At 67.1% G+C, this 25092-nt stretch carries 22 protein-coding genes and 1 pseudogene; 14 read left to right on the top strand and 9 right to left on the bottom strand.

Going from position 1 to position 25092, the window contains the following annotated elements; translation table 11 throughout:
* Positions 1 to 59: 59 nt before the first annotated feature.
* The 13 genes from RUMESO_RS04190 (at position 60) to RUMESO_RS26125 (ending at position 12355) form a co-directional block, all read left to right on the top strand.
* The gene (locus tag RUMESO_RS04190; protein WP_037278218.1) at positions 60 to 1568 is read left to right on the top strand and encodes a sugar ABC transporter ATP-binding protein; all 1509 of its coding nucleotides are present in this window, start codon (positions 60 to 62) and stop codon (positions 1566 to 1568) included.
* Positions 1565 to 2557, top strand: coding sequence for an ABC transporter permease (locus RUMESO_RS04185; RefSeq protein ID WP_037278216.1), 993 nt, complete (start codon positions 1565 to 1567; stop codon positions 2555 to 2557). Before RUMESO_RS04190 ends, RUMESO_RS04185 begins: the two co-directional genes overlap by 4 nt.
* Positions 2558 to 2565: 8 nt before the next feature.
* On the top strand, positions 2566 to 3618 hold the full coding sequence (locus tag RUMESO_RS04180) for a thiamine pyrophosphate-dependent dehydrogenase E1 component subunit alpha (RefSeq protein WP_051521009.1): 1053 nt from the start codon (positions 2566 to 2568) through the stop codon (positions 3616 to 3618).
* A 5-nt stretch (positions 3619 to 3623) separates the two neighbouring features.
* Positions 3624 to 4598 (top strand): alpha-ketoacid dehydrogenase subunit beta, encoded by a 975-nt coding sequence (locus RUMESO_RS04175; RefSeq protein ID WP_037278214.1) that lies wholly within the window; start codon positions 3624 to 3626, stop codon positions 4596 to 4598.
* Positions 4595 to 5848 carry an alpha/beta fold hydrolase gene (locus RUMESO_RS04170; protein WP_037278213.1) on the top strand — a complete coding sequence of 418 codons (1254 nt, stop codon included), beginning with the start codon at positions 4595 to 4597 and terminating at the stop codon, positions 5846 to 5848. The genes RUMESO_RS04175 and RUMESO_RS04170 overlap by 4 nt, the downstream gene beginning before the upstream one ends.
* Positions 5845 to 6180, top strand: coding sequence for a carboxymuconolactone decarboxylase family protein (locus tag RUMESO_RS04165; protein WP_037278212.1), 336 nt, complete (start codon positions 5845 to 5847; stop codon positions 6178 to 6180). Before RUMESO_RS04170 ends, RUMESO_RS04165 begins: the two co-directional genes overlap by 4 nt.
* 34 nt (positions 6181 to 6214) lie before the next feature.
* Positions 6215 to 7708, top strand: a complete 1494-nt coding sequence (locus RUMESO_RS04160) for an FGGY-family carbohydrate kinase (protein WP_037278211.1) — start codon at positions 6215 to 6217, stop codon at positions 7706 to 7708.
* Positions 7701 to 8462 carry an SDR family NAD(P)-dependent oxidoreductase gene (locus tag RUMESO_RS04155; protein ID WP_037278209.1) on the top strand — a complete coding sequence of 254 codons (762 nt, stop codon included), beginning with the start codon at positions 7701 to 7703 and terminating at the stop codon, positions 8460 to 8462. The genes RUMESO_RS04160 and RUMESO_RS04155 overlap by 8 nt, the downstream gene beginning before the upstream one ends.
* A 15-nt stretch (positions 8463 to 8477) precedes the next feature.
* Entirely contained in the window at positions 8478 to 9221 is a 744-nt protein-coding gene (locus tag RUMESO_RS04150; RefSeq protein WP_037278208.1) for an SDR family NAD(P)-dependent oxidoreductase, read from the top strand.
* An 896-nt stretch (positions 9222 to 10117) separates the two neighbouring features.
* Positions 10118 to 10573, top strand: coding sequence for an Rrf2 family transcriptional regulator (locus RUMESO_RS04145; protein WP_037278206.1), 456 nt, complete (start codon positions 10118 to 10120; stop codon positions 10571 to 10573).
* Positions 10563 to 11093: an NAD(P)/FAD-dependent oxidoreductase gene (locus tag RUMESO_RS27685; RefSeq protein WP_281177530.1), complete on the top strand. Its 531-nt coding sequence runs from the start codon at positions 10563 to 10565 to the stop codon at positions 11091 to 11093. The genes RUMESO_RS04145 and RUMESO_RS27685 overlap by 11 nt, the downstream gene beginning before the upstream one ends.
* 19 nt (positions 11094 to 11112) lie before the next feature.
* Positions 11113 to 11454 carry an FAD-dependent oxidoreductase gene (locus RUMESO_RS27680; protein ID WP_281177529.1) on the top strand — a complete coding sequence of 114 codons (342 nt, stop codon included), beginning with the start codon at positions 11113 to 11115 and terminating at the stop codon, positions 11452 to 11454.
* A gap of 349 nt (positions 11455 to 11803) precedes the next feature.
* Positions 11804 to 12355: a recombinase zinc ribbon domain-containing protein gene (locus RUMESO_RS26125; protein WP_211262779.1), complete on the top strand. Its 552-nt coding sequence runs from the start codon at positions 11804 to 11806 to the stop codon at positions 12353 to 12355.
* Positions 12356 to 12445: 90 nt separating this feature from the next.
* On the opposite strand, the gene RUMESO_RS04130 is transcribed toward RUMESO_RS26125, so the two are convergent.
* The 7 genes from RUMESO_RS04130 to RUMESO_RS04105 all read right to left on the bottom strand — a co-directional run bounded on the left by RUMESO_RS04130 (position 12446) and on the right by RUMESO_RS04105 (position 21572).
* A complete protein-coding gene (locus RUMESO_RS04130) occupies positions 12446 to 13150 on the bottom strand; it encodes a hypothetical protein (RefSeq protein WP_037278205.1) in 705 nt (234 codons plus the stop codon).
* 546 nt (positions 13151 to 13696) lie between these two features.
* Positions 13697 to 13828, bottom strand: a complete 132-nt coding sequence (locus tag RUMESO_RS27675) for a hypothetical protein (protein ID WP_281177528.1) — start codon at positions 13826 to 13828, stop codon at positions 13697 to 13699.
* A 206-nt stretch (positions 13829 to 14034) separates the two neighbouring features.
* Positions 14035 to 14550 carry a hypothetical protein gene (locus RUMESO_RS04125; RefSeq protein ID WP_037278204.1) on the bottom strand — a complete coding sequence of 172 codons (516 nt, stop codon included), beginning with the start codon at positions 14548 to 14550 and terminating at the stop codon, positions 14035 to 14037.
* Positions 14551 to 14571: 21 nt separating this feature from the next.
* Positions 14572 to 16071 (bottom strand): pilus assembly protein TadG-related protein, encoded by a 1500-nt coding sequence (locus tag RUMESO_RS04120; RefSeq protein WP_156362675.1) that lies wholly within the window; start codon positions 16069 to 16071, stop codon positions 14572 to 14574.
* Entirely contained in the window at positions 16056 to 16481 is a 426-nt protein-coding gene (locus tag RUMESO_RS04115) for a TadE/TadG family type IV pilus assembly protein (RefSeq protein ID WP_082483349.1), read from the bottom strand. The genes RUMESO_RS04120 and RUMESO_RS04115 overlap by 16 nt, the downstream gene beginning before the upstream one ends.
* Positions 16482 to 17058: 577 nt before the next feature.
* Positions 17059 to 19602: a PAS domain S-box protein gene (locus tag RUMESO_RS04110; protein WP_051521008.1), complete on the bottom strand. Its 2544-nt coding sequence runs from the start codon at positions 19600 to 19602 to the stop codon at positions 17059 to 17061.
* Between the two features lie 179 nt (positions 19603 to 19781).
* On the bottom strand, positions 19782 to 21572 hold the full coding sequence (locus tag RUMESO_RS04105) for a PAS domain S-box protein (RefSeq protein ID WP_037278201.1): 1791 nt from the start codon (positions 21570 to 21572) through the stop codon (positions 19782 to 19784).
* A 797-nt stretch (positions 21573 to 22369) separates the two neighbouring features.
* Here RUMESO_RS04105 and RUMESO_RS28345 point away from each other — a divergent pair.
* Positions 22370 to 22986 (top strand): annotated as a pseudogene (locus RUMESO_RS28345) (TIGR03032 family protein).
* A 163-nt stretch (positions 22987 to 23149) separates the two neighbouring features.
* Here the strand turns inward: RUMESO_RS28345 and RUMESO_RS24910 are convergent.
* Both RUMESO_RS24910 and RUMESO_RS04090 read right to left on the bottom strand, forming a co-directional pair.
* Positions 23150 to 23311: a hypothetical protein gene (locus RUMESO_RS24910; protein WP_156362673.1), complete on the bottom strand. Its 162-nt coding sequence runs from the start codon at positions 23309 to 23311 to the stop codon at positions 23150 to 23152.
* A 660-nt stretch (positions 23312 to 23971) separates the two neighbouring features.
* Positions 23972 to 25092 (bottom strand): calcium-binding protein (locus tag RUMESO_RS04090; RefSeq protein WP_169791129.1); only part of this gene is annotated, 1121 nt, incomplete at its 5' end.

The following is a 25092-nucleotide window of genomic DNA, read 5'->3' as shown; positions in this document are numbered from 1 at the left end:
CACCTCGCGTGGGGGTGGATGTCCTGCGGGACCGGCGAGCTCCGCCAGGGGAGGACCCTATGAGTTGCAGGCTTGAACAGATCGTCATGGATTTCCCGGGCACCCGGGCGCTCGACGGAGTCTCGGCCGAGTTTCGCTTCGACGAGGTCCACGGCCTCATCGGCGAGAATGGCGCAGGCAAGTCGACCTTCGTCAACGTCCTCGGCGGATCGCTCCGACCGACCTCGGGCCAGCTCAACCTTGAGGACCGCCCGGTCACCCTCGACTCGCCTCGCGCGGCCTTGGCGCATGGCATCGCCCATGTGAGCCAGGAGGGCAGCCTGGTCCCCGGCCTGACGGGAGCAGAGAACATCCTCCTTGGCGCTGAACCCCGGCGTGCGGGTGGCGTCCTTCGATCTCGTGAGCTGAATCGCCGGGCTGCAGAGCTGGTCGAGAACTGGTTTCCGAGTCTGGCGTTGCCACTCGACCGCCCCGTGGGCGAGCTTCCGATGGCCGAGCAGAAGGTCATCGAGATCGTGCGCGCCCTGCGTGGCAACATACGCCTCCTGATCCTGGACGAGCCGACCGCCACGCTGGAGGCGCGTGAAAAGCGTCGGCTCTGGTCCATCATCCGCGGCCTGCCGCAGCGCGGCGTCGGGGTCGTCCTCATCAGCCATTTCCTCTCCGAGGTCCGCGATCTCTCGGACCGCATCACCGTCCTGCGCGACGGCAAGCACGTCGCCACGCTTCAGGCCAAGGACGCGACCGAGGCGCAGCTCGTCGATCTCATGCTTCGCCGCGAGGGGGCCTTGGGTCCCGCGATCGTCGCCGAGACGCGCTCCCGCTCGGTGGGGGCCCCGGTCCTACGGGTACGGGACTGGACCGTAGGCGGGGTGACCGTCCCAGAGTTCACGTTGCAGGCCGGCCAGATCGTCGGCCTCATCGGGCTGACCGGCGCCGGGCATTTCGGCTTCGCGCGATCGCTCTACACGCGACAGGGCGTGAGCTCGGGTCGCATCGAGGTGGCCGGGCGCTCCGTCGAGGCTCGCGGCGTCCGCGCCATGCAGCAGAGCGGCGTGGCGCTGGTGCCCGACCACCGCATGGAGAACGCGCTCAGCGGCGAAGGCTCGGTGCTCGAGAACCTGTCGATGGTCCATGCCGACACCGCCGCTCGCTCCGGCATCCTGTCCCGCCGGGCCGAGCATGCGGAGGCGGGGCGGATCATCCGCCTCCTGAACATCAAGACCCCCGGGGACGGGCAACTGATCCGGAACCTGTCGGGCGGCAACAAGCAGAAGGTGTCGATCGGCAAGTGGCTCTACGGAGCCGGGGACCGGTACCGCGTCCTGATCTTCATCGAGCCGACGGAAGGTGTCGACATCGGCGCCAAACAGGAGATCTATGCCCATATCCGGCGCCTGGCCGCCGGTGGCGCCGGCATCGTCATCGCCTCCTCCGACCTGATCGAGATCGCGCAGGTCTGCGACATCGCGCTGCCCTTTGCCCATGGTCGCCTCGGCACACCCATTCCCGCTTCGGAATTCTCCGAGGCCCGATTCATCGCAGCCATCTCGGGAGAGGCCGCATGACCATCAACACAGGTATTTCCGCCCCCGGCCACGCCGAGACCCTGCGAAAGGGGAAGGGCGACTGGCTCCAGCGCTACTCGACGCTGGGGGTCCTCGTGCTCATGTTCCTGGGCTTCGCGCTCTTCGTGGACAGGTTCCTGACGCCTCTCAACGTGTCCAACATCTTCCAGCAGATCGCCATCCTGACCATCGTCGGATGCGGCCTGACCTTCGGCTTCGCCGCCAAGGAGATCGACCTGTCGGTCGGCTACACGGTCGGCCTGTCGGGCATCCTGGTGCCCCTGCTGCTCACGCTGGACTGGCCGCTTGCCGCGGCGATCGGCGCGGGGTTGATCGCCGGGCTCGTCGTCGGGATCGTGAACGGCCTGCTCGTGACCAAGGTCGGCATCCCCTCCCTGATCGCGACGCTTGCGACCGGCTCGATCCTCTTCGGCGTGAACTTCGTGCTGACCGGCGGACGGGCCATCTACGGCGGCCTGCCGCAGTCCTACCTCGACCTCGGCCAAGGCAGCATCCTTGGGGTGCCGACGCTGGCGATCTTCATGCTGGCGTCCGCCCTGGTGGCCTGGTTCGTCATGGAGCGGACGGTGTTCGGCCGCTACATCTACGCCGTGGGGGGCAACCGCAAGGCGGCCGAGCTTTCCGGCCTCCCCATCACGTTCTACCGGATGTCCGCCCTGGCGATCGTGTCGCTCTTCGCGGTGGTGGCAGGGGCGCTCCTGGCCGCACGCCTCGGCTCCGGCCAGCCCAACGTCGGCGAGCGCTACCTTCTCGACGGCCTGGCCACCGTCTTCATCGGCATGACCATGTTCCGCCCCGGCACGGCCACGGTCGCGGGCACCTTCTGCGGCGCCCTCTTCATCGGCGTCATCAACAACGGCCTGAACCTCGTGGGCCTCGACACCTATGTCCAGAACATCGTCAAAGGCGTGATCATCCTCGCGGCCGTCGCGATCGTGTCGCGAACCACCAAGCTCAGCCTCCTGTGAGATCCCATATGACCCAGACCGCCCTGAGGGCCACATCCGGCCCGGCGCCGCGCCATAACAGCGACCTGCGCGAGCTCTATACCCAGATGCGGCGCGTCCGCACCTTCGAGGAACGGGTAGGCGAGCTCTTCGTCCGCGGCCAGTCGGCCGGCTCCATGCTCCACCTGTCCATCGGCGAGGAATCCGCCGCGGTCGGCGTCTGCGCCACGATGCGCCAAGGCGACACCTTCACCACGCACCACCGCGGGCACGGCATCTTCCTTGCGCGCGGCGCCGACCCGAACCGCATGATGGCCGAGATCGGGGGCAAGGAGACGGGCTACTGCCATGGCAAGGGCGGCTCCATGCACATCGCGGACATGGGGCTCGGCCACCTGGGCGCGAACGCCATCGTCGGGGGCGGCATCCCCGCCGTCGTCGGCGCAGGTCTCGCGTCGAAGCGGGCCGGCAAGGGCGATGTCTCGGTCGCCTTCTTCGGCGACGGCGCGATGCAGCAGGGCATCCTCTACGAGAGCATGAACATGGCGGCGCTGTGGGACCTGCCGGTGCTGTTCGTCTGCATCAACAACCAGTACGGCATGGGAACCCATATCGACCAGGCCACGAAAGGGCGTGAGCTGCACCTGCGCGCCCGCGCCTTCGGCCTGCAGGGCGAGACCGTGGACGGGCTCGACGTGACCGAGGTGCGCGAGGCCGCCCAGGAGGTCATGGATGGCGCCCGGACGGGCCAGCCCGGCTTCCTGGCCGTCGAGTGCTATCGCTTCTTCGGTCATGCGCGCATGGACAAGAGTCCCTACCGCAAGGACGAGGATGAGGCGCTGGGCCGGCAGAAGGACCCGGTGCTGCACGCCCGCGCCGCCCTGATCGAGTCCGGCACCGAGGCGGGGGATCTCGACGCCCTCGACCGGGGGATCGAGGCGGAGATGGACCAGGCCATCGACTTTGCCGTGGCCTCCGGCGAGCCGCCGCTCGCCTCCATGTTCCGCGACGTCTACGGCCCCGACGAGCCCGAGCCCGAGCCGGTTCGGACCCGCATCGACCGCGTCCTGGCGAGGGAGTGAGAAGCATGGTTCAGATGACCTATCGGGACGCGCTGCGGCAGGCGCTGCGGGACGCCATGACCGAGGACGACCGCGTGCTCGTGATCGGCGAGGAGGTCGGCCGCTACGGCGGCGCCTACGGGGTGACCAAGGGCCTGATCGAGGAATTCGGCCCCGATCGTCTCCTCGACACGCCCATCAGCGAGCCCGCGATCGTGGGGGCGGCCGTCGGCGCGGCAATGGCGGGGCTGAAGCCCGTCGCCGAGCTCATGTATGTGGACTTCATCGGCATGACGATGGACCAGCTCGGCAACCAGGCCGCCAAGATCCGCTACATGTTCGGCGGCCAGATCGGCGTGCCCATGGTCCTGCGGACCCAAGGGGGCACGGGTCGGTCGGCGGGCGCGCAGCATTCCCAGAGCCTTGAGGCCTATGTCCTGCACACGCCGGGGCTGCGGCTCGCCATGCCCGCGACCGTGGCGGACGCCTATCACCTCCTGCGTGGCGCCCTGCGGCAACCCGATCCCGTGGTCTTCATCGAGCACAAGGCGCTCTATACCCTCAAGGAGGAGGTGGACCTCTCGTCGCCCGTGCCGGACTGGGGCAAGGCCGCCATCCGGCGCAGAGGCGACGACCTCGTGATCGTCACCTACTCCCGGCAGGTCCACAATGCGCTCAAGGCGGCTCAGGATCTGTCCGAGCGCGGGATCGAGGCCACGGTGATCGATCTGCGCACGCTCAATCCGCTCGATTTCGATACGGTCCGGACGGAAGTCGAGCGTGTGGGGCGCGCCATGGTGGTTTCGGAAGGCGTCATGACCGCCGGCGTCGCCGCGGAGCTGTCCGCCCGTATCCATGAGGAGTGCTTCGACTTCCTTCATGACCCGGTCGTCCGGGTGGCGGGCGAGGACATCCCGATCTCGGTCTCGGTCGCGCTGGAGGCAGCTTCGGTCCCGACGCCCGCCCTGCTGCGCGAGACGGCGGAAAGGCTCGTGGCATGACCATCCTGACCATGCCGCGCCTCGGCGAGACGATGGAGGACGGAGTCGTCTCCGCCTGGCTCGTCCAGCCGGGGCAGAGCTTCAAGCGTGGCGACCCGTTGATCGAGATCGAGACCGACAAGACCGCCGTGGAGTTTCCGGCCCTGGGGCCGGGAATGCTGACCGAGACGCTCGTGGGCCCGGGCGACCGGGTGACCGTGGGCGATCCCATCGCCCAAATCGACTTGGGCGGGGCCGAGGATTGGACCGGCGGCGAGGGCCAGGAGGAGACTCCGTCCGAGGCTGCGACGACGACGCCGGCCGCAGCGACCGCGCCGGCATCGGCCGTGACCTCTGGGCATGAAGGGGCCCTCCCCCGGGCCACTCCTGTCGCGCGCCGCGCGGCGCGGCGGGCCGGCATCGACCTTTCGTCCCTGTCGGGCTCCGGCCGGCGTGGGCGGATCGAGCTCCGCGACGTGATGCGAAGGATGCCGGACGCGGCGGCCGAGGGCGAGAGTTCGGTCGACGGAATCTCCTACGCGGTCTCGGGCTCCCCGACTGGGACCCCGGTGCTGCTCCTCCACGGCTATGCGGGGGACCGCAGCACCTGGGCCACGCTCGCCTCGGGCCTTGCCCGCAGGGGCATGAAGGTGGTGACGGTCGACCTGCGGGCCATGGGCGGACCTCGCGCGAGGCAGCCTCGGCGGACGATCTCGGGAGCTGGCCTGGGCACGGTGGTCCGAGAGGTCTTCGGGGGTCAGGCGCCGCACGTCGTCTCCCACTCCCTGGGGTCCGTTCCGGCGACGAGGCTCGCGCAGGCCGGGCAGGCGGCGTCGCTCACGCTGATCGCGCCGGCAGGGCTTGGCCTGGCGATCGACGCGGAGTTCATCCGGGGCATGGCCGACCCGGCCAGCGTCGGGGAGGTCTCTCACCTCCTCCGCCGCCTCTCGGACCGGCCGAACAGCCTCTCGGCCGAGGTCATCGGCACGATCTATGAGGCACAAAGGCAAGGTCGCCTGGCCGAGCTCTCACGGGCCCTCCTGGGCCGGGGCGGCCAGACGGTCGACCTCACGCTCGATCTGGAAGCCCTTTCGCGCCAGATGGCCGTGCGGGTGCTGACCGGCCACCGGGATCGGATCCTCGACTGGCAGGACGTCCTTGCCCTCTCTCCGCGCATCGCGGTGCATCACTTCCCATCGGCCGGACACATGCCCCATTGGGATCATCCGGCCGAGGTCCTCGACATCATCTCACGGGCACTCGCAGAATGACCGATGCCGCAGACAGGCTCCGTACCGTTCGGACCCGTATCCAGACGTTCTCCAGGGCCGCTCCCGAGCTCTTCGGAGGCTTTGCCGCCGTGAGCAAGGCAGCGACCGCCCCCGGCTCCACCTTCGATGCGGCGCAGCGCGAGTTGATGGCCGTCGCCATCGCGGTCTCGCAGGGCTGCGAGGACTGCATCGTCTATCACGTGGCCGGCGCCAAGCGGCACGGCGCGACCGAACAGGGCCTGATCGAGGCCCTGGAGGTCGCCGTCGAGATGGGAGGTGGACCGTCCGTGATGTACGGCGCCAAGGCGCTTGAGGCCTTCAAGGCGCTCTGACCGCAACGATTGCCACACATCGGGGGAGACGACCGTGGCCTATGTCCTGACAGCCGACGGCGGCACCGAGAGCCTGCGCGCCCGGATCTACGACCTGACGGGGCGCTGTCTGAGCAGCTGCTCCCTGCCTTACGAGACCCGTTTCGGCTCCGGCGCGCGGGCCGAGCAGGACCCGGCGGACTGGTGGCGCAACTTCGTGCAGGCCAGCCGAGGGGCCATCGCCGAGGCGGGGATCGACCCTGCCCAGGTCGAGGCGATCTGCACGGCGACGACGAGTTGCTCGGTGGTGGTGCTGGACGAGAACGGGAACGCGCTCCGCCCGGCGCTCATCTGGATGGACGTGCGGGCGAGCGAGGAGGCGGGGCTGGTCCTGGCCACCGGAGACGAGGCGCTCCAACTCAACGGCGCGGGACAGGGACCCGTATCGGCGGAGTGGATGATCCCCAAGGCACTCTGGCTCTTTCGGAACGAGCGCGAGGTCTTCGACCGGGCGCACCGGGTCTGCGAGTATCAGGACTTCCTGACCTATCACCTGACCGGCGAGTGGGCGGCGAGCCTCGACAACGCGGGCCTGCGCTGGCACTACCGCTCACGCCAGGGCGGCTGGGCCAAGGGGCTGGTCGAGGCACTCGGCATGGGCGCGATCCTCGACAAATGGCCGTCGAGGGTCGTGGCGCCCGGCGAGGTCGTGGGAACCCTGACGGCCAGGGCCGCCGACGAGCTGGGCCTGCCGACCTCCGTCAAGGTGGTGCAGGGCGGAGCGGATGCGCTGATCGGGATGATCGGGCTGGGCGTCCACCGGCCAGGGCAGCTCGCGCTCATCACCGGGTCGTCGCATCTCCAGTTCGGCGTGACGGAGGCGCCGCTCTCGGCCCCCGGCGTTTGGGGCGCGTATGCCGACATCGTCTATCCGGGGCTCTGGATCGTCGAAGGGGGGCAGACCTCGACGGGGTCCATCATCAACTGGCTCTCGCGGCTGACCGGGAGTCCGCTGGACTTCGAGACGCTGAACCGGAAGGCCGCCGCCCTGCCGCCAGGGGCCGAGGGGCTGATCGTGCAGGATCACTTTCAGGGGAACCGCACGCCCTACACCGACCCGCTGTCGCGCGGCGCCATCGTGGGACTTACCCTCGCCCACGAGCTGCACCACGTCTTCCGCGGAGTCATGGAGGGGATCGGGTTCGGGACCAGGGCCATCCTCGATGCCTTCGCCCGGGCGGGCTACTCCTCGTCCGAGATCACCATCGGCGGCGGCGCAGCGGCCTCGGATCTCTGGCTTCAGGTCCATGCCGACACGGCAGGGCTCCCGGTCCGGGTCCCTGAGAGCCGCGATGCGCCGTCGACAGGCGCCGCGGTGCTCGCCGCGCATGGGGCTGGTCACTTCCCGACCATCGGCGATGGCATCGCCGCGATGATCCGGCCCGGCCGGCAGGTCGAGCCCATCGCCGCCAACGTGGAACGCTACGCGGAGATCTATCCGAAGTATCTCGCGCTCTATCCAGCCCTGAAGGAAGTCCTGAATGCCTGACGGCACCGCCCAGTTCGGCCTTCCGGGCCGGTTGGCCCTCGTGACCGGGGGCGCCAAGGGGATCGGGGCCGCCATCGCGCGGACCTTCGCCGCCGCCGGGGCACGCGTCGTCGTGGCCGACATCGACGAGGCTGGCGGCCGGGCTCTGGCCGAGGAGCTCGGCGGGATCTTCCTTCGCCTCGACGTCACGGCACCGGACGAGGTCGAAGTCGCTGCCAAGCGGCTCGCGACCGAGGTCGGCGTGCCCGACGTCGTCGTGGCCAACGCCGGCATCGTCCACAACGCGCCCTCGGCCGAGCTTCGGACCGCCGACTGGTCGCGGGTTCTCGACGTGAATCTCACGGGCGTCTTCCACACCTGCCGCGCCTTCGGGGCGGGGATGGTAGAGCGGGGCTCGGGATCCGTGGTCTGCGTCAGCTCCATGTGCGGTGAGATCGTCGTCTGGCCGCAGCCGCAAGCTGCCTACAACGCCGCCAAGGCCGGCGTGAACCTGCTCGCCAAGTCGTTGGCCGTGGAATGGGCGGCGCAGGGCGTGCGAGTGAACGCCATCGCGCCCGGCTACACGGCCACCGAGCTCACCCTCGCGGGAAGGTCGAGACCCGAGTGGTATGGCACCTGGATCGACCGGACACCGATAGGGCGTCTGGGCGAGCCCCAGGAGATCGCCAACTGCGCTCTTTTCCTTGCCTCCGACGCGTCGAGCTTCGTCACCGGGACGGTGCTGACAGTGGATGGTGGCTACACCGCCCTTTGAGAAAGGACCCGACCCATGCCCGTTACCCTCGTCACCGGAGCCAGTCGTGGCATCGGCGCCGCGATCGCGCTGGGGCTCGCCGAGCGCGGCCATGACCTTGCGCTCAACGACATTTCGCGGCAGGAAGAACACCTGCGCCAAGTCGCTGACCGGGCGGCTGCGATGGGCCGCAGGGTCGAGGTCGTCCTCGGCGACGTCAGCGACAAGGCCCAGGTGGAGGCCATGGCCGCCCGCATTCTCGAGGTCTTCGGGCGCATCGACGCGGTGGTGAACAACGCCGGCATCCTCATCGCCGGAGCGGTGGACGGCCTCCGCGAGGAGCACTGGGACCGCGTCATGGACGTGAACGCGAAGGGATCGTTCCTCGTCATCCAATCCGTCCTGCCCGCCATGAAGCGGCAGAAGTACGGACGGATCGTCAATATCGCTTCGATCGGCGGGAAGCACGGGGCCCCCGAGCAGGCGCACTACTCGGCGTCCAAGGCTGCGGTCATGGGCTTCAGCCGAGTGCTGGCGCAGGAGGTCGGGCCGCTCGGCATCACCGTGAACTGCGTATGCCCAGGGATCATCTACACGGACATGGGCCGGGTGAATCTCGACGACCAGCAGGTCCGTGCCGCCTGGCAGGCCAAGACGGCCATGGCCCGGATCGGCACGCCGGAGGACGTGGTGGGCCCGGTGGCCTTCTTCGCCTCGGACGACTCGGCCTTCGTGACGGGTCAGACGCTCAATGTGGACGGCGGGATCGTCTTCAGCTGAGGTCAAGGCAGTTCCTGGCGTCGGCAGGCGTGCCGACCCCTCGGCTTACCCGGGGTGCGCCGGCGCCCGCAGGCCGGACGACAACCTGCGGGCGCTGCTCATGGGGATGACCCAAGTGACGAGCAGTTGCGGTGCAAGTCGGCTTGAGACCCATGCTCCGTCGCCAAGGATGGTCAAAAGGTTGCTGGCAGCGCCAGCCTTGCCGAGGCAGAGGCCAACCTAAAGAAGCGCCTGGGCCAGCACGCCGAAACCGCTTCTCAGATACTGTAGTTCTCTGGCAATCTGTTGTCTGTTCACCGGATTCGTGTCAGCGCCCTAGCCTCGTTGTTCTTCGCCATCATCGCGATGACCCGCGTCGCCAGCACGCCCCACCCGGTTCCTGACAGGATCATCGTCGCTCGGAACGCACCGCCGGGGAGCAGTCCATGCGGATTGCAGGCGACCTGGCTGGCATTCCGGGTCCGGGCTACCCGGCATCGGACGTCTCGGACCGTCGGGGCCCACCGCATGGAGTTGGCTCCTCGGTCCGGCTCCGGCCCGAGGAAATCCGGGAGGGGGCCCAAGGCCGTTGGTGTATGTGCTTGCGCGTCTCTAGGGCGGACCACCTGTCTCTTTAGATCAGAGGGGGACGGCCAGAACGGCCAAGCCATCGACCCCAGGTCGAGCAGCCGACTCGCGGATCCGCATAAGCGACGGAGTCCCCGCGCAATTCTGCGACGGTGGCTTCGGTCGCCAGGTCTGCGGGGGAGCCGGCGCGGGCTGTCGCTGTTCCTCGTGAGTTCGCTCGATCTGGTTGGGGGGCAGGACCCATCGCGAGTTGAGCCCCGCCTTCGTCGAAGAGTGCGGGACAATGCCTCGGCTTGACGCCAGGCATTAAATGTAACACATGAAGTTACATGTATCGTGATAGCCGCCTTTCCTCCGTCCTCCATGTGCTCCTGCATATGGCCGATCACGAGGGCCTCATGACCTCCGACGCGCTCGCCAAGTGCCTGGGCACCAACCCCGTCGTCGTGCGGCGCACGATGGGCCTCCTGCGCGAGGCAGGCCTCGTCGCCTCCGAGCGCGGCCATGGGGGTGGCTGGCGCCTCGCGGCCGACCTATCGGCCATCACCCTGCGCCAACTGCATGAAATCCTGGGCGAGCCGGCGGTCTTCGCCCTGGGCAACCGCAACGAAACCCCGGAATGCCTCGTGGAGCAATCGGTGAATGCCGCCCTCGACAGCGCCTTCGCGGAAACCGAGGCGCTGCTGCTGGAGCGCTTCGGAACCATCACCCTCGCCGACCTCGCCGCCGACTTCGCGCGACGGCATGCGGAGCGGCGGCCAGAGAGGACGGCCCATGCCGTATGATGTGATCGCCATCGGCGGCAGCTACGCCGGGATGGCGGCTGCGCTCCAGCTTCTTCGGGCGCGTCGCTCCGTACTGGTGATCGACTCGGGCCAGCGTCGTAACCGTTTCGCCAGCCATGCGCACGGCTTCCTGGTCCAGGATGGGGTCGATCCGGCCGAGATCGCGCGGGCCGCACGCCGGCAGCTCGGAACCTACCCGACCCTGACCTGGGTCGTGGGGCGGGCCGTTGCGGCCTCTGGCGGGCCTGACAACTTCGTCGTCACGACCGACGACGGGCAGGTCCACCAAGGCCAACGAATCCTCTTGGCCACCGGCGTGTCCGACCAGTTGCCCGCGATCCCGGGGCTGGCCGAACGCTGGGGACGGTCGGTGTTCCATTGTCCCTACTGCCATGGCTACGAGCTGAACGAGGGCCGCGTCGGCGTGATCGCGACGGGGCCGATATCCGTGCATCAGGCTGAGCTCCTAACCGAAGTGGGGCGACGTCACCTTCCTGACCAACGCCGCTCTCGAGCTTGACCCAAGCACGCGGCGCAGCTTGCAGGGCCGAGGCGTCACGGTCGAGGAGCGCCCCATCGACCGGATTGAGAACGAGGCGGATGTCCTTCTGTCGGACAGGCGTCGGCTGCCCTTTGCGGGCCTCTTTACCGCAACCCGCTGTGTGCCCGCGAGTCCCCTGCCCGCGGCTATGGGCTGCGCCTTGGACGAGACGCCCATGGGTCTTCAGATCCGCACGGACGCGGCCCAGGAGACGACCGTGCCCGGCGTCTTCGCCTGCGGGGACGCGGCCTCTCTGCCCCATTCGGTCTCGCTCGCCGTGGGCAGTGGCGCCATGACCGGCATCCACATCCATCGCTCCCTTGTCTGGCCGGAGCGCTGAGGGATGGTGGCGGCAGCGTCGGCCGTCTCGGGCCCAGACGCCGCTTCCGGTTATGCCGAGAGGACTGCGCGCCTCGTGCCGGGTCTTTCCGACCTGCACCGGATGGTCGCCCTGCTCCTGGCAGAACGGGTCCCGGAGGACGGGCGCGTCCTGGTCCTGGGCGCCGGGGGCGGCCTTGAGCTGAAGGCCTTCCGAGGCGCAGCCGCGCTGGCGCCTCGTCGGCGTTGACCCTTCGTCGGAGATGCTGGAGTTGGCCCGCGCCACGCTCGGCCCACTGGGGTCACAGAACGACGTGCAGGATCGGCTCGAGGCTACCCGGGAACAGTTCGTCGGCGAGGAGCAGGAGCCTATGACGAACCCGCTGAACAAGGCACACCGCGCGAAGTTCCTGTTGGCGCGTTTCCTGACCTGCGGCTGCTGCGGAGGCGGCTACACCGTAGTCGGCAAGGACCGGTACGGCTGCTTCACCCACAGGTCCAAGGGCACCTCGGTCTGCGGCAACGGCAAGACCGTCTCGCGCTTCAAGCTCGAGGAGCGCGTCCTGCGCCGCGTGCGCCGGGGGCTGCTCACGCCCGAGCTGGCCCAGGCTTTCGCGGCCGAGGTGGGCCGCCTCCTGGCTGCCCACGAGGCGGAGGCCGAGGCGCAAACGAGCGACCTCGCGCCTGCTCTCGCCGAAGTGGAGAGGCGGATCGAGTCACTCCTCGACCAGATCGAGGACGACCCGAGGCCGCTCCTCCTGGACCGCCTCACCAGGCGCGAGGCCGAACGCGACGAGATTTGGGCCCGTATCGCCGCGCACCGCCCGCGATCGGTCGCGCCCACGCCTGAGGATTCTTGCAGTTTGAGAGCGACAGCGTGGCCGACTTGGGACTTCGTCCAGAAGCTTCGCTGCTCGCCCTGAGCCGACGGCCTGTTGTAGCTGAAAACCGAAGCAAGTAACCCAGATCACAAGAGACTGCTGCCATCTTACCCTACGGGCAACTAGCCTTGGTCAGCATGACCAGGTCTCGTGACCAGTGGCAGGGTTCCTGTGTCCAAGTATTGCAGGTTTGCGGGTCTGGTCCCTCTGGGCGAGACCGCGATGACCACGACCTGGCCTGACGACCCCTCGGGTGTGGCCGCGGATGGTACGCCGTAGCTCGACGGCCACCAAGAGCACGCTGGCCAGGATGAGCCCAGTGGCCCCACCGAAGACACTCAGACCCGGCTCCTGATCCCCGAGGCTGAAGGCGGCGATCAAGGCAGCCAGACCTCCCAACCCCACCAGAGCTGTTAAGGCGTTGAGGCACGCTTCGGTGGGGTAGTCGCCCTTCATATCCTTGGAGCTTGGTGAGAGGGGAGAGGGCCCCATCCCGGGCCGCTCAGGCGCGACGGCCGATCTCTCCACGACCTGCACATCCAGCGATAGCGACGGATTCGAGAGAGGACTCTCCTGGGGTGGCCACTGTGGCGTGATGACGACGGCATCGGCGTCGCCGTTGAGGCCCAGCATCGACACGTGTCGCAGGCCCGCCTCAATGAACCGGGCCGATGACATATCGCTGAGACTGGTCCGGCCAGCGGTGTCGGGCGGTTCTTCGAACCGGACCAGCACGCCGTCCACGACTTGGACCCGGACCACCTTGGCCTCCTCCTGGCTCACCCGGCTGAGGCGGTTGAGCCGCAGGTCGAAAGGTGTGTCCTTGGCGCGGAGCATGGCAGCAATTCCCTCTTACTCAGACCTACGTGCCGCCGTCATGGGCGGCGGGGCCGATGATACCCCCGTCTGGGCGGATCCGTCCCCCGCCGTCCGCGGACAATCGGTTCGGCGCCAGGCAACCGGTTCAACCGACGGGAGATCTTCTGATCGTCGGTCCTGTTCAGCTGTCTGGAGCCAACGGTCAGGCTTGAAGATCTGCGCCCGGCAGGCGCCGTCGGGCAGGCACGGACCACCTTCCGCAGATGCCGTCGAGCCCGACAGGCGGACGCAAGACACAGGTGATGAGGAGAGGACCACGCGGCCTGTTCAACCTCGGGCCCCCTCCCCTCGACGTGCAGTGCCAAGATGGAGGTAGACCGACGATTGCGGCCTCAGGTGGGACAAGCCAGGGCGCTTTGGTGTCGCCCTGGCGCACAGGCCTGAGGGCACGCTCGATCCGGGTCCTGGGTTCGACAACGCGAGATCGGGTTCCGCAACCTTGAGGAAGGGCTCAGGACCGAGCTGAACCTGGACCACGATGCCCTGCTGGCACGATGGGGCTGCCTACTTGCCCCAGCCGTTACAGACGACCCAGAGAGCCACGATGCTGCCGACAAAGACCACGGCGCTGGTGGCGGTGATGTGGGCCGAGGAAAGATCGAGCAGTCGCTCAAGGGTGCGTTGGATCTGATACATTCGGGTGCCTCACAACAGGACGAGTGAGCCGCACTGCGTCAACCGCAGGTCGGCTCGACCCTCTCGCGGCGTGATGGCTGCATTGGGTCGACAAGAGGGCGGACCTCAGCAAACCTCCGTTGTCGGACCGGCTTCAGCCCCGAGTTCGAGGCCTTGCAGGCGATCAGTATGGTCGGAGGACGACCACCAAGGCGCCTGTCTGGCGCTCAACTACCCTCGCCGTCGAAGGTGACCTCGAATCCGAGGTCGATCTGGTCGTCAACATGCCAGGCGTCGTCCTGGTAGACCCATGACCCTTCGCTGTAGGTGCCCTCCGAGGTGGCAAACGCGACCGCACCCTCCGAGGTGGCCACCAGGAGCAGCACGTACTGCCCCGGGTCGAGTGACAGATCGCCGACATCAATGGCATAGTCCGTGAAGCCCGGAACTCCCTGGGTCTGGCCGGAGCCCGTGTAGAGGGCCGGGCCTGTCACGCTGCTGCCGCTCCAGGCGTAGACTTGGAACTCATAGCTGACCGGTGCGCCGTTGTCGTCGGCTCGGAACTCAAACGTATGGAGCGTGGCTGCATGGTCCAGGGTCACGGTCTGGCCGTAGGTGGGGGTGTTGGTCAGACCCCAGTAGATGGCCTGACCGCTTGCGTCATTCAGGGTCGAAATGGCCGCTGCACTAGCGGTGTCAGCCAACGCCACCAGAGCTGCAGCAGCCAACGATCTCGTCCACATCCCGTCTATCTCCTGTTGATCTCAAGTCGTAGTTAAGGTTCCGGGTGCTCCGCCCCGGCACGGAAAGGGGTGCCGCTCGCTACCGGACGAGCCGGAGGGACACGTTCCGCGGCAGCGCCCCCGGGTGGGACCGCAGACCTGCATCTCTGCGTTGGAGTTGGTCCGGACCCGATCTCCTGCGATGATGGACACCCCTTGTCCCGTGGCGTTTGACTGGAAGTCCACCTCGGTTCCGGCCCGGATCTGAGCGCCGTAGAAGTTCACCTTGGCGGCCGCATCGAAGCGGCCCCGCGTGATCAACGCCGCCCCGCCTCCCGGGGCGCAGTTGTCGTTCTTGCCGATGGTCAGACCGTTCCTGCTCGACGGGGCGGTGATCGAGGCGCTGTTCTTGTCGATGTACGTCGAGGACAGCACCATGTCCTCGAGCTTGACGTCGCCGTCGAAGCTCACGGGGCAGTTCGTCAGGATGACGATATTGCGGAAGGTGTCGGCTGACGAGCTGTCGCGCAGGACGATACTGGATTTGTCGGAGGGACATCGGATGACGTGGACCGTGTTGGTCGCCAGGTCGCCCGGACGGAAGGTCGCCTTGTTCGAGGTGACGGTGATCGGGTTCGTCCTGGTCAGATCAGTGACCACCTGCGTCCAGTCGGGCTGGGTCAGGAGCCAGCGCGCATAATCATGGGACTGGAAGTGCTGCAGGTTTGTGTTCAGCGAATGATTGTCGTTGTTGACGAGGTTCAGCGTGGTCGCCAGGTCCAGGGCGCCATACTGGACGGACTGCATCAGGCCCGGGTTGTGCTTGTCGACGTCGGATCCCGAGAGATCCAGCCCCGACCCATTCGGGATCAAGGTGGTCATGCCCGGCCGGAAGGAGTTCTGGTTCCGCACCCAGAACTTGGGCGTGCCGATGCAGAATCCCGGATAGAAGGTGTTGCCCCCGTTGATGGCCACCTGGGTCTGGGAGAAGAAGCCCTGATCCATGCGGCATTCTCCCGGTCCGAGACTGAACACCGCCGAGGTGTTCACGTTCATCGAGTCGATGCCGACGATCCGGAACAGGAAGCTGCCCACCGGGTTCGCACCTGCACGGTGGGTGAGAACCTGTGCCGCCTCCGGGTTGGCGGCATCGGCGATGACCTGGCCCGTCTCGAAGTTCAGACGACCCAAGACGATGTCCGCTCCGGCCACCACCGTGCCATAGACCTGGGTCGGCATTCCGTGCTGCACGGCATCGACCGCGGCCGTCTTGGCCTGGTCGTCGGTGAGCGCGTAATAGGTCCCACCCTCGTACCGGCCGTAGCGACGCGTGTAGAGCGCCGCATGCGCGGCGAGGTCCGCACCCACCTGGAGCTGGGTCTGTGCGGCATAGAAGTGGGTGACGTCCACCGCCGCCGCGCCGACGGCGCAGCAGGCCACTGTCAGGAAAAGGTTGAAGGCACTGATGACACCCCGCTCGTCGCCACCAAGCCGGCGAACAGAAGCGGACAGAGCGCGACGCAAACTCATGGATTGGGCCACTCCACGTAATGCTCCGAGCTCACCGAGATCCTCCAGGTGCTCGGCAGCCCCAGCGTGGTGAAGACCATCACATCCCCAATCGGGTAGCTCAGTTGCGTCGTAACGACCGTCTTGTCCGCGCTCACGGTCGTGGTGGCGTCGTCGTTCTTGCTTCGCGTGAACGCCCCTTCGATCCGGGTCTCAACATCACCTGTCTTGGTGAGGTCACCGACCGAGTAGGCCCGGTTGTAGTTCTGGACGATGCGAAAGGCTTCAGCTCGGCTGAAGAAGGCCAGCGAGGCATCCGTGATCAGCATCAGGATAAAGAAGAAGAACGGGATCCAGATAACCGCCTCGACGGTAACCGCGCCATTCTCGTCACGGGCAAACCGTCTGGCGAAGCGGGTCAGGCAAACACATGGTTCTCGCAAGTCTGACTTCCTTTTGGGGTGACCGACTGCCTGTCATGGTATTGCCTTTTTATGGCCGTCTTCCCAGCGGTAAAGGCCCGTCATAGGGTGCCACCCGTGGTCATACCCCAGGACTGTTCTAGACGCTGATACAAAGCCCTAGCGTTGTCATCCGGGCGTTACGTCGTTCAACTTCGGCGCGAGTTTTGGGCGCAATCCACTCAATCTGAGCTAGAATTTCGTCTCTGCTTTCGAGCAATGACGGATTGATTGAGATCGGCGAACAGCTGACTGAGATCCCTGAAACAACTGCAACCTGCGGTGGAGAAATTCGCCTGTGTTGCATCGATGGTCTTATTGCCAACTCACGCAAGATAATGGTTACAACTGTGGAACAATGCTTCAGCCGGATTGAGGGCTGCAGCCGGCAGGCCTGGGCCGGCCAAGGACACTGCACCGAGGCGATTCGCCTGCCGCAAGTGACTGCATCACAATCGCCCAAGCCAACTCGGCCCGGGCCGAAGGTCATGCCGATCGACGTGCGTCTCTCGGCACCTTTTGCACCAACGGAACCAGGTCTCGGATAGTAGGTCCTGGGTCAGTTAGGGTATGCCCCAGGCGGGCAGCTCCGTCGGACATGGCCTACGTCGATCCCGCGGACCCTACATTCGAGCCTGCATTGACAGACGTTCGGAGCGGCACGACGGTGCTGTCCCTTGTCAGCATCTCCGCTAGCAGCACCGCCATATCGCCGTGGCGGAACGGCTTGGCAAGGACAACAAGCCCTTCGTACCTGCGCGGGGGAAGGGTTCAGTCGTAGCCCCGTGATCAGGAGCACGGGAAGCCCAGGTAAGCACCTACGGAGTTCCGAGGCGAGCTGCGCCCCCGACATCCCAGGCATCATGTGGTCGGTCACCAGAGCATCCGGCCGAAGTCCGGCCCGCACCAACTCGAGGGCCTTCTCGGCAGAATTCGCTGGAACGACCCTATACCCGAGCTCTTGCAGCCCCTCCTCGACAGACTGGCGCACCAGCTCCTCGTCATCGACCACAAGGATCATCGCAGGCTGCGAGGACCCTGGGGCCACGTCCTCTCTCGAGATCTGAGACTGGGCCGGCGTTTCTGCCACTGGGAGCCATAACACGGCCATGGTGCCCTCGCCCACGCGGCTCGACAGCTTGAAGAGCCCGCCCAACTGAGCGGCGAGGCCATGAACCATCGAGAGTCCGAGCCCCGTGCCTTTACCAGTGCCCTTGGTGCTGAAGAAGGGCTCGACCGCTCGCTTCAGTGTGGCCTCGTCCATTCCCTCCCCGGTATCAGTTACCGACAGGCGCACGTATGTTCCTGGCGACAAGCCCGGGACCCGGCAGTCCGAGGCCGGTAGAGCCTGGGCTGAAATCGTGAGCCGTCCGCCCTCCGGCATCGCATCGCGGGCATTCACCGCAAGGTTCAGGAGCGCGAGCTCGAGCTGGTTGGGATCCACGAGCACCGGTGGAAGGTCAACAGGGACGTCGACCAGCACCTCGATTGTTGGGCCGAGGCTACGGTCGATCAGCTCCTGCATGCCCTGGAGAAGCCCCGCCGCAGACACGGCACGGGGCTGCAGGGTCTGACGGCGGGCAAAAGCAAGGAGCCGCTGGACCAGAGTGGTGGCCCGCTCGGCGGATTGAAGAGCTCCTTCGATGAGGCGCTGAGATCGCTCGTCCGTGACGCGTCGCCGGATGACGTCGAGCCCACCCACAATGGGCGTGAGCAGATTATTGAAGTCGTGCGCGATCCCACCGGTGAGCTGGCCGATGGCCTCCATCTTCTGGGCTTGGCGGAGCGCCTCCTCCGCCTGCTCGCGCTCGGTGATAGCATTGGCCACCCGGTGCTCGAGCACATCATTGATATCTTGGAGGGCAGCCTCGCTGGCCTTGCGGGCGGTGATGTCCTGCACCAGGCCATAGATGCCTTCGACATTCCCATCGACACCGACCCGTGGCACATATTCCACCTCGATGTGGCGAGGCTCTGTATCGGCGTACGGCATCAGTTGCTCGAACCGGATCCTCTCGCCACGCAAGGCTGCGTCGATGTGAGGCGCGGCCAAGGCATAGGCCGCCTCGCCGATGATGTCCCGCACGGGTCGGCCGATGACCTCCTCCCGCCGCCGCGGGAACCAGCTCTCGTAGACCTTGTTGACGAACTGGTAACGGTGATCGGCGTCGATGTAGGAGATCAGCACCGGCAGGGCATCGGTCAGCATCTGGAGTTCTTGCCGCTGCCGCGCCAGCGTCTCCTCGATGCGCTTGGCCTCGGTGATGTCGAGGACGGTGCCGATGAAGTGGACGGCGCGACGCTGGCCATCCACTTCCTCAAAGCTCACGCCACCGCGCGCCTCGATCCAGCGGATGGTGCCGTCAGGCCAGAGCGACCTATGCTGGCTACGGTATTCACCCGAGCCCGCCGGATCGAATGCACGCTCGATCCGTTCGACGACCAGAGGACGATCCTCGGGATGCAGGCGGGACAGGAACAGCCCATCGGTGATCTCCGCCTCGCTTGGGAAGCCGAAGACGGTCTTGCATTCGGCCGACCAGCGAAGCTCCTGTGTGATGGGGTTCCAGTCGAATGTGCCCACCCCCGAGGCTTCCTGCGCTAGGCGCCGCCAAGCCTCTGCCTCACGTGCCTTGGCTTCGGCTATCTTCAGGTCGTGGATGTCGGACAGCGTGCCCAGCCAGCTCCCGACGTTGCCATTGCTGTCGGCCTGTGGCGCCAGACGACCTCGGAACCAGCGCTCCGCGCCGTCGGCCCGCCGAAGGCGGTACTCAATCTCGACCGGTGCGCCGAGGGCCAAACCCGCAGCCCATGCAGTTTCCGCCCGCTCGCGGTCATGAGGGTGGACGAGAGGCTTCCACCCTTCTCCCGCCAGCGCCTCGACCGAGAGACCGGCGTAGTCCCGGCAAAGTCGGTTCGCGTAAAGGACCGCACCCTCCGCATCCGTGATGAAAGCCATCGTGGGAAGCGCATCCAGTATGGTCTGGAGAGCCGGCTCCAGCCCATCTTGACCAGCTCCGGTGATGGCCGGATGCAATCGCTCCGTCATGGTGCCCCCGAATTCCCCCAAGATCACCCAACCCTCGCCTCCGCGGCCGGTCAATATCGGAGTTCCTGACGATCCGATTGCGGTGGAGCTGTCGCCAGGGGTCAGCTTCAGTCTCCCTTGGACTGAAGTGAAGTACCTTCCAAGGGAGGCTGCCAGTGACCTCTTGTGGCTCGACCATGACCCTCTCGGGGGCGCCTGTTAGAGTGGCATAGACCCAGGCATCAGGACCGCCTTTATCCCGAGACCACCCGCAGCGGACCTTGGCGCTCCTCCAGTAGGATCAGAACCATGCTGATCAACTGCTCTTCGCTGAACGGCTTCGCAAGGACCCTGACCTGCTGGAACGATCGCGGCAGCCCCTCGGCGCCATAGCCTGTCGCGAAGGCGAAGGGGATGTTCCTCCTGGTCAGGGCGGCCGCGATCTCGTCGACGCCATGGCCGCCCAGGTTCCCGTCGAGCAGGGCCACGTCGAACGACGACTCCGCAATGATCTGCAGCGCCTGGTCGGCCGATGCGGCTGGGCCGACGATCGCCGCGCCGCAGGCGCTCAACTGCTCCTCCATGTCGATGGCGACCAGCGGCTCGTCCTCGACGATGAGGACCCGCGTGCCCTGGAGTTCGGCCGTCCGCCTCTGCGACAGGCCCGCCCCTTTGTCCGTCGCGCCTCGGCTCCACTCCTCGTCGCCGGGCGCCCGCTCGTCCAGCTCCGCCAGCGGCATCCTGATCTCGCAGACGAGGCCATCGGCACCGTAGCGAATGGCCGCCTGGCCTTCGAGGGCCTCCAGGGAGCGTTCGATCAACGTGCTGCCGAACCCGCGCCTGGTCGGCGCGCCCACGCCGGGCACCCCTGTCTCCGTCCAGTCCAGGCCGAGGTGCGGCGTCGCGCCCGCCTGGAGCTGCCAGCCGATCGCGAGATGACCGCTCGCCACGGAGAGGGCACCGTATTTGTGCGCGTTCGTGGCCAGCTCGTGCAGCACCAGGGCCAGTTGGACCGCGGACCGGGCATCGAGCTTCACGACCGGTCCGGCGAGGCTGATGCGGCTCGCGTCGGCTGAGCCGAGGGTCACCTGCTCGCGCACGAGGTCATGGAGGTATGCGCATCGCATCTTGCCCTGCACGAGCAGGTCGTGCGCCTTGGCCAGCGCCTGCACCCGGCCGTTGAAGCTTCTGACGAACTCCCTCGGGCTGGCCGACCGGCGCAGCGACAGGCTGGCGATGGACTGGATCGTCGCCAGCGTGTTCTTGACGCGGTGGTTGAGCTCGTCGAACAGCAGACGCTGCATCTCTTCGTGCCGCTTCCTGTCGCTGACGTCCCGGGCCACCTTGGACGCCCCGACGATCACGCCGGCGCCGTCCCGCACGGGAGAGACCGTGAGCGAGACGTCGATGCGCCGTCCGTCCTTGGTGACGCGCACCGTGTCGTAGTGGTCGATGCGCTCGCCACGGCGGAGCCTCGACAGGATCTCCGCCTCCTCGTGCTGCAGGTCGGGAGGAATGAGCCGAAGGATGGATTGGCCGATCATCTCCTCGGGCTCATAGCCGAAGATGCGCGTCGCGCCCGCGTTCCAGGACGTGATCTCGCTGCTCAGCGTCTTGCTGATGATGGCGTCGTCGGACGACGAGACGATGGCCGCCAGCCGCTCGGACGCGATGACGCCCTGCCTCTGCTCGGTGAGGTCGACCAGGAGGTTGATGGCGCCGGTGACGCGCCCATCCGCGTCCCTGAGCAGGCTCGGATAGGGCCTGAACGGGACCCGCGTGCCGTCCGGCCGCTCGGCCACGGCCTCGAGGCCGCGCACGGGGCGGCCCTCCCTCAAGGTCACCGCCATCGGGCAATCCTCGTGCGCCAGTGGCTCCCCGTCGGGCCGGAACAGCCTCCACGATCCGCACCACCGGCTCGAGCCGATCTCCGGCCGGTGGCCCCAAAGCTCGGCCGCCGCGTCATTGAAGAACGTGAGATGCCCTTCGGGGTCCGTCGTGTAGACGGGGACCGGCAACGCGGCCAGCAGCCCCGCCCCAGCCATCGAATCGCTTTGCGACAATGTCGTTGCCCCAAACCCGGGAGCCACCTGCTCCACCTGTCCAAACCCCTCGGCTCGCGCCGGGCCCCGTCCTTCCGACCGAAGAGGCGTAATCTGAAGCAACTCCTCAGGCAGGAAATGGTTGCAAGGGTGCCGTGAGACCCTGGGTACCAGCTTGCACATTCATGCTGGTTCAGGCCCCTGTCCCCCGTGCTCAGCTGAATACGACGGTGCGAGGGGCAGGGGCCGCGGCTCCGGGCTGAGAGGAGCTGACTCCCGGTGGTCCTGCCGCGACGAGGGGGCGACCAAACTCCCTCAGCGCCTCAACCATGGCGACGTGGGGAGATTCCAAGTCCTGCAATTCGCGTGCCGGAGATGTTCGCCTCCGGTCACACAGTCCTCACGGCAGCAACCACGACCCCAAAAGAGCAGGGTGGCGGCCAAGCTACCCGCTTGCGTCTCCACAGCTTGGGACCCAACGGTGGCTTGCGTCACTGGGAGCGGCATCTACTCTGGCCGGGCCCATGCGAGGTTCTGTCGATGCTTACCCCCAAGGTCCTGCGCTGTGTTCTCTCTCTTGTTGTCCTTTCCTCGGGGCCTGGAGCCGCTCTGGCCGACGCTCCAGGGACCTGCCTGACGCCTCTTGGCCTATCCTCCACGGCACGCCTGCTCGCCTGCGACGCGGCCCTGACCGAGGCCAGTGATCCTCTCGAGCGGGCGCACCTGCTGGTGAAGCGCGCCCAAGGGCAGCGCGGGCGAGCGAGACCCACAGCTTCACCGCGCTCTGGAAGCCGCCGTTCCTGTCGCGCCTGGCGGCCGAGGACCGCTGCCACCTCAACGGCCTCGCCCTGCGCAACGGCGCCCCCGCCTACGCCACGGCCGTGGCCACCACCAACGTGACCGACGGCTGGCGCGAGCACCGCACCGAGGGCGGCGTCGTCCTGGAGGTGCCCTCGGGCGAGGTGGTCTGCGAAGGGCTCTCCATGCCCCACTCGCCGCGGTGGCACACCGACGGGCGGCGGCTCTACGTCCTCAACTCCGGCACGGGGGAGTTCGGCTGGGTGGATCTGGCGGCGGGACGGTTCACACCCCTGGCCTTCCTGCCCGGCTTCCTGCGCGGGCTGGCCTTTGTGGGGGCTGCGCGGTGGTCGGCCTCTCAGAGCCGCGCGAGAACCGCACCTTCGCGGGCCTGCCGCTCCAGGACCGGCTGGAGCGGGAGCGGGTGGCGCCCCGGTGCGGGCTGATGGTGGTGGACCTCGCCACCGGCGACGTCGTGCACTGGCTGCGCCTCCAGGGCGTCGTGCGCGAGCTCTACGACGTGGCCCTCCTGCCGGGACGCCGCACCCCCTCGATGATCGGCTTCCGCTCGGACGAGATCCGCCGCGTCCTCTCCGTCGACAGCGAGCTGCCCGAGTGAGCCACAGGCGACCAGAGGTCAGAGGCACAGATGCCGGGGGCACAGGCCTCCACCAACGCACTCCGGCTCATGGGCTGAGGGAAGGCACCACCGACAGGCATGGCGGACAGCGTGTCCGCTGAACTGGCCGATCGATCGCGCGATGCTGTTCCGGAGTGCGTGTCTAGTCGGCCGGCTCGGCCGCTCCCTCTGCCGCGGGTGCCGTGGCATCGACCCCCTCGGTCGCCGTCTCGGCCGCTTCATCGCCAATGCCTACAAAGAGCCAAAGCAGAAGCAGCACGATGACAACGGCCACGATGATCGTGACGAGACGATTGCGTCCCATGTTGGTTTCTCCCTGTCCGGGTTCCTCACGCCCTCGTGAGGATAGCGCGTCAGCGCCTTTTGGTCGATTCGCTCGACGGACCCTCTGCTGGCTGTCAGCGGATCGCCGACGCCGACCCTCCTGCCCCCGGAGAGCCAGACCCCCGCGCCCCAGTGTTCTGAGCGCAGGAGTCTGTGGCGGCATCCAAGGGAATGCGACTTGGACATCACCATGCGAGGGGACCACGGACCCTCACGATCGGCACATAGAGGTCGCGCGGCTGTCGGCGAGTGAGTCTTGATCGTCTGCATCCGCCTGACGCGTGCCGCTGATGCTCAGCAGACAAACGGACTCGCTCGGCCCATCGGCGACCTGCATGCAGCTCGTGGTATGCGGGAGCACTGGGCCTACGCCCTTTTAGGTCAGAATGCCCGGTCCCGGCCTCCCAGACAGGCCGGGTGGACACCCTGTCCGCAAACCCTGCCCTTGGTCTATAGTCCCCGGACGTGGGACCCGCTCGGTGCTGGGCCGCCTGTGGAGGTCTGGGTGAAGCTTGTCCTGTTCGTGGTCGGCGGCATGATCCTTCTGCTGACGGTGCTGGCGGCCTAATGGGAAGAGCCACTCCCGGTCAGACGACCGGGAGTGGCCCAGGGCAGCCACCCCTCTCGGCCGCCCGCCCGATCAGAGCAGGAGGTCGCCTGTGTCCAGGGCATGGATCCCGTTGACCTGGATCTCGAAGTCGGCCACGCGGTCGCCCGTCACATCGCCCTTGAGCAGGATGCTGCTGCTGCTGTCGACGGTCCAGAGCCCATAGGCCTTGGCGGTGCTGCCGCCCCACTGGAAAGCTTGGTTGCCGGCCACGTGGGTGTTGGCATCAATGCCGCTCAGGCTGATGTCATCAACGCCGCGCCTGAAATCGTTGATGACATCGTGCCGCGTTGCTCCGAGGGCGCTTTCCGCGACCGCGTTGAAGACGAACACGTCGCGCGCCGAATCCGAGCCACCCGACAGGACATCGCGTCCTAGACCGCCGTTGAGGGTATCGGCGCCGGCCTGACCGCGGAGGACATCGTTTCCGGCCCCGCCCTTGAGGGAGTTGCCACCGCTGTTGCCGAGGAGCGTATCCGCACCCGAGCTCCCTTCAACGTCCTCGATGCCACGGATGGTATCCCAGCCCCGTCCCGTCCCTTGCGCGGTCGTCACGCCAAGGTTCACCGTCACGCCCGTGCTGCCTGCGGCGACCAGCCAGTCGTTGTCCGCGCCGCCGTCGAGGTAATCGCTGCCATCATCAAGGCTCAGCTTGTCGCTGCCGGCCCCGCCATACAGCTTGTCGTTGCCGAGGCCGCCGGCGAGCGAGTCGTTGCCACCCAACCCACTCAAGACGTCGTTGCCGTTGGTGCCTTTGAGAATGTCGGCGCCGCTGGTGCCCTGCGACGGTGGCGTGCTGGACACGTCGCCATCGCGCACGCTGGCGTCGACGATGCGCGCCTTGATGGGTGAAGACAGAGGCGAGTAGACGCCGGACCAGGTGTTGTAGCGCGAGTCGCCCGCCCACAGGTTGACGACGCTGCGCAGGTTGCCGCTGTACCAGACGCCGCCGGGCATGTCGGAGGCGTCGAAGGTGGCCACCGCTCCGCCGTCCACCCGGAAGACCGCGCTCTTGCCGGTGAGTGTGATGTCGTACTTGTGCGCCTTGGCGGCGGCGTTGAAGCCGAGATCCACCATCGTGCGGTCCAGGTTGCGGATGTGCTTGCCGGCGCTGTTCTCCATGTGCACCGTGACTTGCACGTGCCGGGTGTCGG

The sequence above is a fragment of the Rubellimicrobium mesophilum DSM 19309 genome, assembly GCF_000600335.2.
GTDB classification, from domain to species: Bacteria; Pseudomonadota; Alphaproteobacteria; order Rhodobacterales; family Rhodobacteraceae; genus Rubellimicrobium; species Rubellimicrobium mesophilum.
Note: the sequence above shows the minus strand (reverse complement) of the source record. Positions and strands in the feature narration are given on the sequence as shown.